The following is a 12839-nucleotide window of genomic DNA, read 5'->3' on the forward strand; positions in this document are numbered from 1 at the left end:
TGGCTGGCGATCCGGCGCTCGCCCCCGCCCAGACGCGCCTCCCCGCGGCGCTTCTCAAGCTCTTCAAGGATGTGCTTGGCGCCCGTCGGCGCGAGATTTCGGACGATGGAATTCACGGGCCTCGCCTTCACGTCTGAGCGCCATCGAAAGCAGGCGCGGAACTGCGATAGGCGCCAGGGCAGGTGACGTCATGTGAATAGAGGCGCTATTGTGAAAAACACGCTTCACAAATTCACATTCTGCGAAGTTGCAAATGTCGCAAAAGCTGTTCGTCGGACCGAAGGTGCGCCGCCTGCGCGAGGGGCGGGGCTGGAAGCTGGAGCCTTGCGCTGCAAGGCTTGGCGTCTCGGTCAGCTATCTCTCGCAGATCGAGGCCAACCAGCGGCCGGTCACCGCGCGGGTGCTGATCTCGATGATGCGAGTGTTCGATGTGGACGCCGCCTCACTCGACGCCGACGACGACCAGCGGATGATCGCCGACCTGCGCGAGGCGACGGCGGAATCGGCCGCGGAGGCCCCGGCGCCGTCTCTGGCCGAGCTGAAGCTGGTGGTGACCAACGCCCCGAGCTTCGCGCGGCACTATCTCGATCTGCACCGGGCGCACCGGCGGGCCGGCGAGCGATTGAGCGCCACCGACGAGGCCCTGTCGCTGGACGAGACCGTCGCGGCCAGCGCGCAGCTGCCCTACGAGGAAGTGCGCGACTACTTCCACTACAAGAACAACTACATCCACGCGCTGGACGTGGCGGCCGAGCAGCTGCATGACCGTTGCGGACTGGCGCCTGAGATCCCGCTGGAGAGCGCGCTGGAGGCCTATCTGCGCGACAAGCTGCAGGTCGTCGTGCGGCGGGTGGCCGAGGGCGACCTGATGCGGCGCTACGATCCGACCAAGCGGGAGCTGACGCTGAACATGGCCCAGCCGGCCGAGACGCGGACCTTTCAGATGGCCTGCCACGTCGTCGCCGCCGAGCTGGGCGAAATCATCGAGGCGGAGCTGGCGGCCTCGGAGCTGCGCAGCCCGGCGGCGGTGGACATCTGCCGGATCAGCCTGACCAACTATGCGGCCGGGGCGCTCGTGCTGCCCTACGAGGCGTTCCGCCAGGCGGCGCAGGAACTGCGGCACGACATCGACGCCCTGACCCTGCGTTTCCAGTCCAGCTTCGAGCAGACCTGCCACCGGTTGAGCACCTTGCAGCGGCCCAGCGCCCGCGGGGTGCCGTTCTACTTCGTGCGGGTCGATCCGGCGGGGAACATCACCAAGCGCCACAGCGCCACCCGGTTCCAGTTCGCGCGGTTCGGCGGCACCTGTCCGCTGTGGAACGTCCACGAGGCGTTCGGGCGCGACGGCCGCATCCTGACCCAGGTGGCCGAAATGCCGGACGGCGCGCGCTATCTGTGCCTGGCCTGGAGCGTGCTGAAGCGGTCGGGCGGGCACGGCACGCCCGATCGGCGCTACGCCCTGGGGCTGGGCTGCGAGGTCGAGTACGCCGACGCCATCGTCTATTCCGACGGCGTGGACCTGAAGGGGCCGCCGGCGCGGATCGGGGTCAGCTGCCGGATCTGCGAGCGCGATGACTGCCTGCAGCGGGCGTTCCCGCCGGTTGACCGCAGTTTCCGGGTCTCGCGCACCGAACGCTCGATCGTCCCGTTCTCGCTGAGCTAGCCGTGGCGGGCGAAGACCCGCGTCTTCCCGGATCGGTCGAGGAGCAGCAGGGCGGCGTAGGCTTCGGTCTCGCCGGTCGGGCTTTCCATGCCCGGCGATCCGATCGGCATGCCAGGGACGGTCAGGCCGAGCGCCTTGGGGCGCTCCTTGAGCAGGCGCAGGACGTCGGCGGGCGGCACGTGGCCCTCGACGGCGTAGCCGCCGATCAGGCCGGTGTGGCAGGAGGACAGATTGAACGGAATACCGTGTTTCTCGCGGATCGGCGTCAGGTCCTCGACCTCGTGCACCGTAGCCTTGAAGCCAGCCCGGGTCATGTGGGTGATCCAGCCCTTGCAGCAGCCGCACCAGGGCGTCTTGTAGACGACCAGATCGAGCGGCGGCGCGGCCTGGGCGCAGCCCGCCGCCAGCAGCAGGGCAGATGCCGCCAGCAGCAGGCGCCGCCGATTGGGGGCCGGGTTCGACGAACTCATCAACTCAAACACCACTACTTACTCAATGGTCCCCGAAGGCGGGGGGAGACCCGCCCATAGACGGATACGCATGCGGCGCGGCCGCCCCTCAGGTCAAAGCAGCCAGGCGCGGATCAGGTAGCTGACCGCGCCGACGGTCAGGACGCCGGCCAGCCACAGGCCGACGAACCAGGCCAATCGCCGCCAGGACGAGGAGGAGGGAGCGGCCATCAGTGATAGCCCTCGTGGCCGACCTTGCCGCGGAACACCCAGTAGGCGTAGCCGGTGTAGGCCAGGATGATCGGGATCAGCACCGACGCGCCGACCAGCATGAACAGCAGGCTGGAGTCGGGGGCTGCAGCCTCCCAGATGGTCGCTGCGCCCGGGACGACGTAGGGGAACATGCTGATCCCCAGACCCGCGAAGCTGAGTCCGAAGAGCGCCAACGCCAGCAGGAAGGGCCAGCGCTCGTGCTTCTTGCGCAGGCTGCGGAAGAACAGCACCGAGCCGATCAGCACCAGCAGCGGGACCTGGGCCGTCAGCAGCACGCTGGGCCAAGCGAACCAGTTCTCGTAGTAGGCGCCCTCGAGGAACGGAGTGACGGCGCTGACCGCGGCGATGAGCAGGACCGTGCCGGCGCCGAGCCAGGCCGCCATGCGCCGCATGTGAGACTGCATCGGGCCCTCGGTCTTCATGACCAGCCAGGTGGCGCCGAGCAGGGCGTAGCCGACCACCAGGCTGACGCCGGTGAGCAGGCTGAAGGGCGTCAGCCAGTCCCACCAGCCGCCGGCGTACTGGCGGCCTTCGACGGCGATGCCTTGCAGGAGCGCGCCCAGGGTCACGCCCTGGGCGAAGGCGGCGACCACCGAGCCGGCGGTGAAGGCGAAGTCCCAGAACGGCCGGTGTTGGGGATCGCGCCAGCGGAACTCGAAGGCCACGCCGCGGAAGATCAGCGCCAGCAGCATGGCGATGATCGGGGCGTAGAGCGCGGGCAGCACGATCGCGTAGGCCAGCGGGAAGGCGGCCATCAGTCCGCCGCCGCCCAGCACCAGCCAGGTCTCGTTGCCGTCCCAGACCGGGGCGACCGAGTTCATGGCCGAGTCGCGCTCAGGGCCGGGCTTGAAGGTCGGGAACAGGATGCCGATGCCGAGATCGAAGCCGTCCATGACGACATAGGCGAAGACCGCGAAGGCGATCACGAACGCCCAGACGAAGGGGAGGTCGAGGCTCACGAGACGTCTCCCTGGTTGGCGCGGTGGACGGGGATGCCGGGGGCCGGGGTGATGCCGGCTGTGCGCACGGGATGGTCGGGAGCGGGCTCGAGGCCGGGCTCGCCGGCGTGGGGCGCGTGGCTCATCAGTTTGAGGATGTAGCCCGTGCCGGCCGAGAACACGATGAAGTAGACGACCACGAAGGCCAGGAGCGAGGCCGCCACGGCCGGCGCGTCCAGCGGCGCGGCCGACTGCGAGGTGCGCAGCAGGCCGTAGACCGTGAACGGCTGGCGGCCGACCTCGGTCGTCACCCAGCCGGCCAGCACCGCGACGAACCCGGACGGGCCCATGACCAGCGCGAAGCGGTGCAGCCAAGGCCAGTCGTAGAGCTTGCGGCGGGTGCGGGCGATCAGGCTGACGGCGCCCAGGGTCAGCATCAGCATCCCCAAACCGACCATGATCCGGAACGACCAGAAGACGATGGAGACGTGCGGCCAGTTCTCGCGCGGCACGGTGTCGAGACCGGCCAGCGGCGCGTCCGGGTCGTGCTTGAGGATCAGCGAGGAGGCTTTCGGGATCGAGATCGCCGCGTGGACGGTGGCGGCCTTCTCGTCCGGGATGCCGAACAGGATCAGCGGCGCGCCGTCGGGATGGCTCTGGAAGTGGCCCTCCATGGCCATGACCTTGGCGGGCTGGTGCTCCAGGGTGTTCAGGCCGTGCATGTCCCCGGCGAAGATCTGGATCGGGGCGGCCACGGCGATCATGCCCATGGCCATGTTGAACATCACCCGGGCCCCGGCGTTGGTCTTGTCCTTCAAGAGGTGCCAGGCTCCGACCGCGCCGACCACCAGGGCGGTGGTCAGGTAGGCGCCGAGCACAGTGTGGACGAGTCGGTAGGGGAAGGACGGGTTGAAGACGATGGCCCACCAGTCTGCCGGTTCGAACTGGCCGGCGGCGTTCATCACGAAGCCCTGCGGCGTCTGCATCCAGCTGTTGGCCGAGAGGATCCAGAACGCCGAGATGAAGGTGCCGATCGCCACCGCCAGGGTGGCCATGTAGTGCAGCTTGGGCCCGACCCGGTTCATGCCGAACAGCATCACGCCGAGGAACCCGGCCTCGAGGAAGAAGGCGGTCATCACCTCGTAGGCCATCAGCGGGCCGATCACCGGCCCGGCCTTGTCGGAGAACACCGACCAGTTGGTGCCGAACTGGTAGGACATGGTGATGCCGGAGACGACGCCCATCGCGAAGGCCAGGGCGAAGATCTTCAGCCAGTACTTGAACAGGTTGAGATAGACCTCCTTGCCGGTCTTCAGCCACAGCCCTTCGAGCACGGCCAGATAGCTGGCCAGGCCGATCGAGAAGGCCGGGAAGATGAAGTGGAACGAGACGGTGAAGGCGAACTGAGCCCGCGCCAGGGTGAGCGCGCTGATGTCGTCAAACATCGGCCTGGCCCTCGGACTTGGCGCGGCGGCGCGACTTGCCGCCGGCGACGACCTTCAGGCGGTCCTTGATCTCGAACACCTTCTGCACCTTCGAACCCACCTCGAGCAGTTGGATCAGGGTCTGCGTCTCCAGCTTCTGGATGTCCTCCGACCAGCGCGTGACCAGCTCGATGAGCCCGTGCATCTCGGCCATCCGCGCCTGGGCGTGGCGCTCGCCTTCGGTCGCCGGCGTCTCGACCAGCGCCTGGCGCAGCATCGACAGGGTCGGGTCGATCTCGCGCTTGCGCCGTTCCTCGGCCAGGATGCGCACGATTTCCCAGATGTCCTCGGGCGTCGAGAAGTACTCGCGCCGGTCGCCGGGTTTGTGCTGCAGCTTCACCAGCCGCCAGGACGACAGCTCCTTCAGCCCCATGCTGACGTTCGAGCGCGAGAAGCCGAGCTTTTCGGTGATGTCGTCGGCGTTCAGCGGCTCCTCGGCCAGGAACAGCAGGGCGTAGATCTGGCCGACCGTGCGGCTGATGCCCCAGCGGCTGCCCATCTCGCCGAAGTGGAGAACGAAGGCCTGGGTGAGGGGAGGGAGATTCATGTTCTCGAACTTTCAGGAATTTCTGAAAATTAGAAAATTGATGACGCTCGGTCAATGCTCTGCGCGGCGGCCGAACGCCGCGCGGGTGGAAAGCGGGCCCGCGCTGTACTAAGTGGCGCACGAACCCCGCCGCCCGAGCGCATCCCTTGACCACGCCGACCGCATATCGCGACAGCTACCGACTGTCCGTCGCACCCATGATGGACTGGACGGAGCGTTGAATCTTTTCAAATAGTTAGCCGGGCGCGTGTGCGCGGATTGCACACGAAAGTTCGTGTTCTCTTTCGTTTTCGTCCCTGCGATTGCACCGCCGGAAACCGCCACTGGCCGGCCGCTGGAGCTGCGTTTCAGCCAAGGGCGCGGCGTCTCTCGCGACGAGCGCCAAACATTCGATTTCGCTGAAGGTCGCTTCTTCGTCCTTCCGGCCCTAGGGCCCAACCTAGTGCCTGCCGAAGTATCGCTTCTTCAGCGCCGCATTGCGCGCGACTGCGCGCTCGATCTCAAGCACGGACCAATGGTGCGATAGGACGCCGCGCCGCTCGCAGACTTTGTCGACCTTGTCGTAGAGCGTCGCGTCGATCGGGGCCGAGGTCATCACGCCAAATCCCTCCGCGCCATGCTGTTCCAGCATGTCTCCGACATCGATCACCTTCGCAGCGCCTAGTGACGCCCCATTCGTGACGAGCTTGCACTGGAAGATCCACTTACGCGGCTTGTCCCATGGACTCGTCGGGATGTCGTAGACTTGGATGTCGCGCCCGCCATCGCGCGAGCGCGACTTGCCGAGCTTCCGGATCGAGTCGGCGTCGTACTTGGGGTGCATGGCGATCAGGTCATAGCAAAGCTGCTCGAAGTCCTCGTCGGTCAGAGCCGACCAATTCAGCGACAGCTCGGCCGGGCTGTTCACCAGGCGCGACAACTTGTCGGCCAGCTCGGCGGCGCGCGCCCGCGCGCCATCCATCGCCAAAGCTGAGGTGGCCTTCACGTTGTAGAGGAGGTGCAGGAACTCGCGGTCGGCGATGATCGCCAGGGTGCCGGTCGAGTGGATGCGGCAAAGAGGCTCTTCTCCCCAAGGCCTGCTCAAGTCGATGCCGCGTCCCGGGGCCATGACAGAGGGACCATTGAGCCATTCGTACGGACCATCGTCGTCGTCGGGATCGATGCTGACGAGGCCCGCGCACGCTTGCGACCTAAAGAACTCGCGCATGGAGAAGTCGGCGACGACATCCTCGGCTACGGCCATGGCCTGGCCGTCGACCACCACGATCTCCGCCGTGAGGAATTCATGCTGGGCGTACTTTTGCCCGGTGGTTCGGAAAAACCGGTCCAGGTTCAGGGCCCTGGGGACGATCCATCCGTCTGGGGAGCTGTAGCACGAGCGGCCCAGGCTAGAGCTATGGGCGCTCCTGAAGAAGTCGAGCTGGCGCTCTGGGAAGCGAGCGATCTGATCCTTGTAGTAATCAGGAGCTTCGGATTGCCATTCTTTGTTCGCGCCGACGACGAGGTTGACCAGGTAGGCGTCGACGAGTTCGGGCGCGCGGGGCTTGACCAGATGAATCTCCTCCCGGAAGTCGGCGATGGCGCCCATCACGTCGTCGAGCCGGTCAGCGGCCTCGCCCGTTGGGTCGTCCTCCGAATAGAGTACGGCGCAATCCGCGAGAGCTTCTCTGATGCCAGGCAGCGGCCCATCGAAGGTGGCCGTAACGCCGGTGTTTGACAGGTTGGCGCTGACGCTCTTGGCGCAGTTGGCTAGCCTCTCCACAGCCCATGATGCGTGGAGGAAGTCGACGCATACGTCGACATAGGAGATCGACGAGCCAAGATAGCTGAACGGGATCTCCACCCTGATTTCGTCGTGCAACCCGATGTCCAAGGTCGAGAAGTCGATTTCCGGATAGTCGCCGAAATCAATCTCGAGCGTCTTCTTCATCGAGCACCCTCTCCAACGCCGCGGACGGGCCAGCAAAACCTGTCGCCACCTTCGCAGCTTCGTTCCCTTGGACCGGCATGGTAGAGGTACAAAATGGGAACGTACACCGTCCACGCCCGTCAGGTCCTTTCTGATTGCCAGGAGGCCTGGGACCGCCTGGAGCTCACGACCAGCGACGTCGAGTTCCGTCTGTTCTGGGTGGCGGCGGTCGCCCTCATCCGGACCGTCGGTCATGTCCTGCACAAGGTCGACGGTGAGGCTCAACCGCAACTCCAGCGTATCGCTGAGCAGCATTTCAAGTCCTGGAAGGCCGGTGATCCCGGCCACGAGATCTTCCAGGGTTTCATCGAGCGCGAGCGCAACAACATCCTCAAGGAATACGCCTCGGAAATCTCGGAGGGTGACATTCCTGTCGCTGTCCTCGGCGACGACGAGGGCGTGTTCAGCCTGGACGAGAACTTGTTCCGACCGATGGACGGGGGCCCCTACGCTGGAGAAGACGGTCGCGATGTCCTCAAGGAGGCCATCGACTGGTGGTCACAGCGGCTAGACGAGATCGACCGGCAGGCGGCGGCCGAGAGTTGATCGGCCGCCTATGTTGCCGCCCACCCCTTCTGAAAGGCTTGCCGAGGCCGTGGCGCAGCAACGGCTCTACCTTGAGGATTTCCGGCGCCCCGCCGACGTGCTGACCCTCGAGGTCCTGAGGGCCTTGGACGACCTGTTCATGGCCGACCTGATGGAGCCGTCGAGGGCGAAGCCGCCTAATCAAAGCGAACATCGATCAATCGCCTCCTGGGGGGTCAACCACGCCCTGTCACGCGTGTTGCCCCTGGATTTGGAGGACCGGCTCTTCCGCTACCTTGCCTCGAGCCCCGCGACCCAAGACAGGGCCGACGATTTCCTCCTCGATTGCGGCGTCCTGCACCTCGCGGAGCGCTACGAGGTATGGCTGAGGCAGGGGATACTCACCGGAGCTCTCCGCTCCCTGCCGGCGGACGGCGAGCCCGGGCCCCGCGAGGTGCTCGTTCTGAAGAGCGCCGCGGACTCCCACTACGACGAGGATGTAGGGCGAGCCGGCATTCGATGGGCGAGTTCACTGGCCATGGCGCGGCGGGCTGGCCACGAGGCGAGGCTCAACGCCCGAACGCGCAAGCTCACCCGCGAGATGGAAGGCTGCATCGGGGTCTATGAGGGCTGGGGGCTCGAGTTCTACTCGACCCCCGACGTCGACGCCTTCTTCGGGGAATGGGCGCGGATCTATCTCGAGCGCATCTACGCCCAGGACTTGCTCGGTCCACAGGACATGCTCGGGGGCCGTCCGTTCTCGCGATATCTTGAGGTCCTGACCGAGCTCTCCGCGCGATCGCAAAAGCAGATCGCGTTCGCCGCGCTGTTGAAGCGGAGGCGCCCAGACCTTCACTTGCGGAATCTCCTAACCGCCTGGTCTCCACGCGACGCCTTGGCCACCTATGTCGCGCGTAAGCTCGACGCCGATCGTCTCGAAATTGAGGAAATCCTGAACTGCTTGACCCTGTCGCCGGAAAACGCGGCTGTTCACCTGGCCGCCGAAGCGACCGTGTGGGCGCCGCTGGTGCGGACCGGTCAGAACGCCGTCGTGCTGCCGGTGTACGGATTGGATATAAATCCCTTCCTCTTCCTGCTGGCAGACCTGCGGTCGCGCCATGCTCGCGACTGGTCGATCGTCGCGAACAACCGGGAACAGCGATGGATCGACGAACTCAAACCGTTGTTTCCACCGCCGCGGTGGATGGTGCGAGACCGACCCCTTCGACTCCGCGAAGGCAAGTCGGACAAGACGGATATCGACTTCGCCGCGTACGATGCAAAGACCTCCGAACTCGCCCTCTTCCAGCTGAAGTGGCAGCAACCCGTCGACGTCGATGATCGCGCCCGCCGCAGCGCCGGCCGTAATCTCCTCGACGAGAGCAACGCCTGGATCGAGGACCTGACCACCTGGATCGACCGTCACGGCCTCGACGAACTGCTATCCCGGCTCGGGTTCAAAACCCGAGAGACCCCGGACATCAAACTGATCGTTCTCGGTCGCTATCACGCCCACTATACGGGGTTCGACTTGCGCGACACGCGGGCCCACTGGTCGGATTGGGCTCACTTTAGGAAGGCGCGGCTCGAGGGGCCGAGACGATCCGTAGGCGCCACGCTCGACGCGCTGGTCAGGGACTTGGCGCGGTCGCGGGCGCGCAAGCGCGTCGAGAGCCGGATGCTTCCCGTTGGCGACCTCGGCGTGGTCCTCAACCCTTCGGCCGAGCCGCCGTGACGCTCCATCCAGTCTGCGCTAGCTAGCAGCAGGGGCCGGCCTACTGACGACATCGGGCAGGTAACACTTGGCCTGCGCAAGCGTCTTGGCCGCCAGACCCACGTACCAAGCGTTCATTCGCTTGTCCCAACTGCGGCACCGCAAGAAGGTCTGCCAGTCGAACTCATAGATGGCCTGCAGTGACCAGTCCGGATTCAGCTTCACAATCAGCAGGTACTCGAAAAGCTGACGGTTCGGTTCGTCAACGGTGGGGTAAACGGTGCCGGTCTTGCGGGCATCCAGGACGCCCTTGATCGAGTAACGGTCACCGCGGCGTGACAGGGCGTCGACATTCGCAGTTCCGACGGCCGCATCCTTCAGGTTCGGACAAGCCGGGTTGGCGTTGAAATAGTCGATGGCGATCTTCTCGGCCACCTGTCCCACCCCGAGGGCGAGACCACGCCGCTTCAACTCGCCATGCACTGCCGCACGCAGGCCCAGAAGGTCGGCATCGCAGAGGCTGCCAAGGTCTATCGAAGGCGCTGGAGAAGGGGCTGATTGGTTCACCGGATGCCTCCCGCCTCCCACTCGCCCGTGAGTTCGTGGGAAGGGACTGCTCCCGCGAGGAAGCACGCGCAGACATCGAGCGTTTCCGAAACTGTCCGCCGGGCAGGACCGCGCAAGGCGCACTCCCAGATCGTCAGCTGTCGCCATCCCGCTTCCGCGAGTGCATCGGCAGCACGAGCGTCGCGCGCGCGAGTGGCCTCAATCTTTGTTTGCCAGAAGTCGGCGCGAGAGGTCGGAAGCCGGAACATCGGGCAGTCGTGGCCGTGCCAAAAGCAGCCGTGGATCAGGATCACTGCCCGACGTCGGGGAAACACCAAATCGGGCCGCCCGGGCAGATCTCGGGCATGCAGCCGGAATCTAAATCCGCGGGCGTGAAGGCCGCGCCTGATAAGCATCTCCGGCTTGGTATCGCGCCCCCGGATGCGGCTCATGTTGTAGCTGCGTGTTTCGGGCGAATGGACGTCGCGCCGTCGTTGGCCGACTTCGGCGCACATCGTCAGACGAACGCCTGCTGCTGGGCTGAGCGCTGCACGGCGACCCTCGCAGGAACGGGAGGGAACAGTTCCGCCAGCGCACTGAACTCCTCCGCGCTCTCGTGGAACACAGCGACGCTTTGGGGCAGTGACCCGGCGAGAGTGGCCACAAGCCCAGCCTGGATGAGTCGCTGCGAGTGCCGCCCGACGAACGTCATCAGGATGGGTGAGGACCCGTCGTTGTGGCGGACTGATCGGATGAGCGCGAAGTCCTTGCTGTCGAGGCTCGCGAAATCCTTCCCGGGAATCTGCCGCCCCCCGAGACGCCAGTTCTTCCCACCTTTGTTGATCAGGCGGAGCTCGCGGTTGGTCACTCGGCCGTAGAGGCAGATGCAGTCGAACTCAGCGCCCTTGGTCTCAACCACCGAAGGATGCAGCAGTTGTTCCGCTGCGACCGTCGTCAGTGCAATCGCCCGCTGCTTGCTTGTCGCCCCGCGACGATGAGCGGAGAACAGGCCCATGTCGGAGTCGGTGAGGGACCGCACGATGATCAGTTCCGGTGAGCTCACCGCAGGCCTCCTCCGACTGCCCGGATGCCATCCGAACCGCGGGAGGTCCTGGTGAGCAACTGGGCCTTCAGGCTCATGGCGATCTGCTTCGCCAGCAACGGCGGCACTGCATTTCCGATCTGCCGGAAGGCGGGATTCATCGTGCCTTTGAACACGAATCCGTCGGGGAACGACTGCAGGCGCGCAGCTTCACGCACGGAGATCGGCCGGGCCTGATCGCTATCGTAGTGGATGTGGCTGTAACTATCCTTGCCGAGGTGCGCCATCAGGGTTCGCGCTGGACGGTCCGGCTCCATCTTCCTCCACTTGTTGGGGAATTTGCTCGCGTCATATGGCGGAACGATGCTGGCCTTGAGGGTCTCCCAGGCTTCGGAACCTTCCTCTGGCGCTTTGCCCTTCCGCCGGGCCTCCGCAACGCGCGTCGCGAAGAGCGACAGCGCGTAGCGGTGGGCCTCGGGATACTGATCGCCCGACTCCAGGCCGGCAAACAGTTGATAATCTCTGGGCAGGTACCGGATCACATGGTCGTAGAGCGCAGGCCCGCCCTCATAGCCGGGCCAATTGCGCATAAGACCCACATAATCTCCCTGTGCATTGGCAGAGCCGTACGGGACCGCCACGTCGAAGGCGCGTCTCCCTCTGCGCAGGGTCCCCGCCTCAAGCTGTCGCCGCGCATAGATCGCCGGCAGGTCGCCGAGCGCCTGCGTGGCGGTCACAGCCGCCGGGAGATCCTTGGGGGGGGAGGGGGCTTCGCTGTAGCGATGTTCCCCAAATAGCGACGTCTGGCTGCCGACGAGCTTCAGCGCCACCGCGCGCGTGCCGCTGTAGCCGGATGGTAGCTCGATCCAATGGGTCGGCTCGGGTATCCGCACCTCAGTGGCAACTTCCTTGCGGATGGCGACCAGGATCATCCGCTCACGCATCTGGGGGACGCCATAGTAGGCCGCGTTCAGCAGCGAATAGCTGCAGGTATAGCCCTTGCCCTCAAGGACCTCGGCGATCTCTTCCGCAAGGTTGTGGCCGGCGTGGTTGAGCATGTCTGGGACGTTTTCCATCACGACGGCCAGCGGCGCAGATGCCTCAACGTAGCGGAGGTATTCGATGTAGAGCTGGGCCCGGGCATCGTGCCTGAAGGCTTCCGGATGTTCCGCCACCTCGCGAAGCTTGGAGCGACCGACACGAGCGAAGGCTTGGCATGGCGGGCCGCCGACAAGCACATCGAATGCATGTGCGACATCGCCGAGCCCGAGCGCCGTAGCGAGCGCCACAGGTGACGTGGCGGTGATGTCGCGCGCCTGAGCGTGTCGGGGGTCTGACGGATGGAAGTTGGCGCCGTGTGACCTAGCGGCATCCGGGTCGAATTCGACCGCCGCCGCTATCTCATACCCTGCCGCCTTGAAACCGAGCGAGATTCCCCCACAGCCAGAGAAGAGGTCAAGCACGCGCGGCTTGCCGCCGGCACGGATGCGGTCGAGCTTCTTCTGCAGGACTTGGCGGGCATCCTTCACCGCGTAGCAGCCGAAAGCGGGCCACGCGTGGCCAAGTAGCCTTCGCGCTCAAGGTGCTCACGCACGAGGCGCGCGATCAGCGTCGACTTCTTGTGTCCGCGGTCGGTGCAGTACCGCTCGAAGCGAGCTGCCTCCGTGGGCTTCATCAGCACCTGGACCC

The 12839-nt window shown here is 65.5% G+C and carries 13 protein-coding genes; 3 read left to right on the plus strand and 10 right to left on the minus strand.

Annotated elements, in window-relative coordinates; genetic code table 11:
• Positions 1 to 253 precede the first annotated feature (253 nt).
• A complete protein-coding gene (locus tag AC1Q87_RS21670) occupies positions 254 to 1663 on the plus strand; it encodes a helix-turn-helix domain-containing protein (RefSeq protein ID WP_492610904.1) in 1410 nt (469 codons plus the stop codon).
• Here the strand turns inward: AC1Q87_RS21670 and AC1Q87_RS21675 are convergent.
• The 6 genes from AC1Q87_RS21675 to AC1Q87_RS21700 form a co-directional block, all read right to left on the minus strand.
• Positions 1660 to 2133, minus strand: coding sequence for a DUF411 domain-containing protein (locus AC1Q87_RS21675; RefSeq protein WP_492610905.1), 474 nt, complete (start codon positions 2131 to 2133; stop codon positions 1660 to 1662). The genes AC1Q87_RS21670 and AC1Q87_RS21675 overlap by 4 nt on opposite strands.
• A 93-nt stretch (positions 2134 to 2226) precedes the next feature.
• Complete coding sequence (locus tag AC1Q87_RS21680; protein WP_492610906.1) at positions 2227 to 2343, minus strand: DUF2474 family protein; 117 nt, start codon at positions 2341 to 2343, stop codon at positions 2227 to 2229.
• Complete coding sequence (gene cydB, locus AC1Q87_RS21685) at positions 2343 to 3344, minus strand: cytochrome d ubiquinol oxidase subunit II (protein ID WP_492610907.1); 1002 nt, start codon at positions 3342 to 3344, stop codon at positions 2343 to 2345. The genes AC1Q87_RS21680 and cydB overlap by 1 nt, the downstream gene beginning before the upstream one ends.
• Positions 3341 to 4768, minus strand: coding sequence for a cytochrome ubiquinol oxidase subunit I (locus tag AC1Q87_RS21690; protein ID WP_492610908.1), 1428 nt, complete (start codon positions 4766 to 4768; stop codon positions 3341 to 3343). Before AC1Q87_RS21690 ends, cydB begins: the two co-directional genes overlap by 4 nt.
• A complete protein-coding gene (locus AC1Q87_RS21695; protein WP_267231362.1) occupies positions 4761 to 5354 on the minus strand; it encodes a GbsR/MarR family transcriptional regulator in 594 nt (197 codons plus the stop codon). The genes AC1Q87_RS21690 and AC1Q87_RS21695 overlap by 8 nt, the downstream gene beginning before the upstream one ends.
• Positions 5355 to 5793: 439 nt before the next feature.
• Positions 5794 to 7284 (minus strand): hypothetical protein, encoded by a 1491-nt coding sequence (locus tag AC1Q87_RS21700; RefSeq protein WP_492610909.1) that lies wholly within the window; start codon positions 7282 to 7284, stop codon positions 5794 to 5796.
• 93 nt (positions 7285 to 7377) lie between these two features.
• Here AC1Q87_RS21700 and AC1Q87_RS21705 point away from each other — a divergent pair, with 93 nt between their 5' ends.
• Together AC1Q87_RS21705 and AC1Q87_RS21710 are read left to right on the plus strand one after the other, a co-directional pair.
• Entirely contained in the window at positions 7378 to 7869 is a 492-nt protein-coding gene (locus AC1Q87_RS21705; RefSeq protein WP_492610910.1) for a hypothetical protein, read from the plus strand.
• 10 nt (positions 7870 to 7879) lie between these two features.
• A complete protein-coding gene (locus tag AC1Q87_RS21710) occupies positions 7880 to 9583 on the plus strand; it encodes a hypothetical protein (RefSeq protein ID WP_492610911.1) in 1704 nt (567 codons plus the stop codon).
• Between the two features lie 18 nt (positions 9584 to 9601).
• Here the strand turns inward: AC1Q87_RS21710 and AC1Q87_RS21715 are convergent, their stop codons facing one another.
• From AC1Q87_RS21715 to AC1Q87_RS21730, 4 genes are read right to left on the minus strand one after another with little or no spacing between them, the layout of a single operon-like run.
• A complete protein-coding gene (locus AC1Q87_RS21715) occupies positions 9602 to 10129 on the minus strand; it encodes a hypothetical protein (protein WP_492610912.1) in 528 nt (175 codons plus the stop codon).
• On the minus strand, positions 10126 to 10623 hold the full coding sequence (locus AC1Q87_RS21720; RefSeq protein ID WP_492610913.1) for a very short patch repair endonuclease: 498 nt from the start codon (positions 10621 to 10623) through the stop codon (positions 10126 to 10128). Before AC1Q87_RS21720 ends, AC1Q87_RS21715 begins: the two co-directional genes overlap by 4 nt.
• A gap of 2 nt (positions 10624 to 10625) precedes the next feature.
• Positions 10626 to 11171, minus strand: coding sequence for a hypothetical protein (locus AC1Q87_RS21725; RefSeq protein ID WP_492610914.1), 546 nt, complete (start codon positions 11169 to 11171; stop codon positions 10626 to 10628).
• Complete coding sequence (locus AC1Q87_RS21730) at positions 11168 to 12679, minus strand: DNA cytosine methyltransferase (RefSeq protein ID WP_492610915.1); 1512 nt, start codon at positions 12677 to 12679, stop codon at positions 11168 to 11170. Before AC1Q87_RS21730 ends, AC1Q87_RS21725 begins: the two co-directional genes overlap by 4 nt.
• Positions 12680 to 12839 lie beyond the last annotated feature (160 nt).

It is taken from the genome of Phenylobacterium sp. GW823-FHT02A09 (genome assembly GCF_058797775.1).

Excerpts from the sequence above, each read along its gene's own strand:
- AC1Q87_RS21670 (WP_492610904.1), top strand. The coding sequence starts at position 254 with ATGTCGCAAAAGCTGTTCGTCGGACCGAAGGTGCGCCGCCTGCGCGAG.
- AC1Q87_RS21675 (WP_492610905.1), bottom strand. The coding sequence starts at position 2,133 with ATGAGTTCGTCGAACCCGGCCCCCAATCGGCGGCGCCTGCTGCTGGCG.
- AC1Q87_RS21680 (WP_492610906.1), bottom strand. The coding sequence starts at position 2,343 with ATGGCCGCTCCCTCCTCCTCGTCCTGGCGGCGATTGGCCTGGTTCGTC.
- AC1Q87_RS21690 (WP_492610908.1), bottom strand. The coding sequence starts at position 4,768 with ATGTTTGACGACATCAGCGCGCTCACCCTGGCGCGGGCTCAGTTCGCC.
- AC1Q87_RS21695 (WP_267231362.1), bottom strand. The coding sequence starts at position 5,354 with ATGAATCTCCCTCCCCTCACCCAGGCCTTCGTTCTCCACTTCGGCGAG.
- AC1Q87_RS21700 (WP_492610909.1), bottom strand. The coding sequence starts at position 7,284 with ATGAAGAAGACGCTCGAGATTGATTTCGGCGACTATCCGGAAATCGAC.
- AC1Q87_RS21705 (WP_492610910.1), top strand. The coding sequence starts at position 7,378 with ATGGGAACGTACACCGTCCACGCCCGTCAGGTCCTTTCTGATTGCCAG.
- AC1Q87_RS21710 (WP_492610911.1), top strand. The coding sequence starts at position 7,880 with ATGTTGCCGCCCACCCCTTCTGAAAGGCTTGCCGAGGCCGTGGCGCAG.
- AC1Q87_RS21720 (WP_492610913.1), bottom strand. The coding sequence starts at position 10,623 with ATGTGCGCCGAAGTCGGCCAACGACGGCGCGACGTCCATTCGCCCGAA.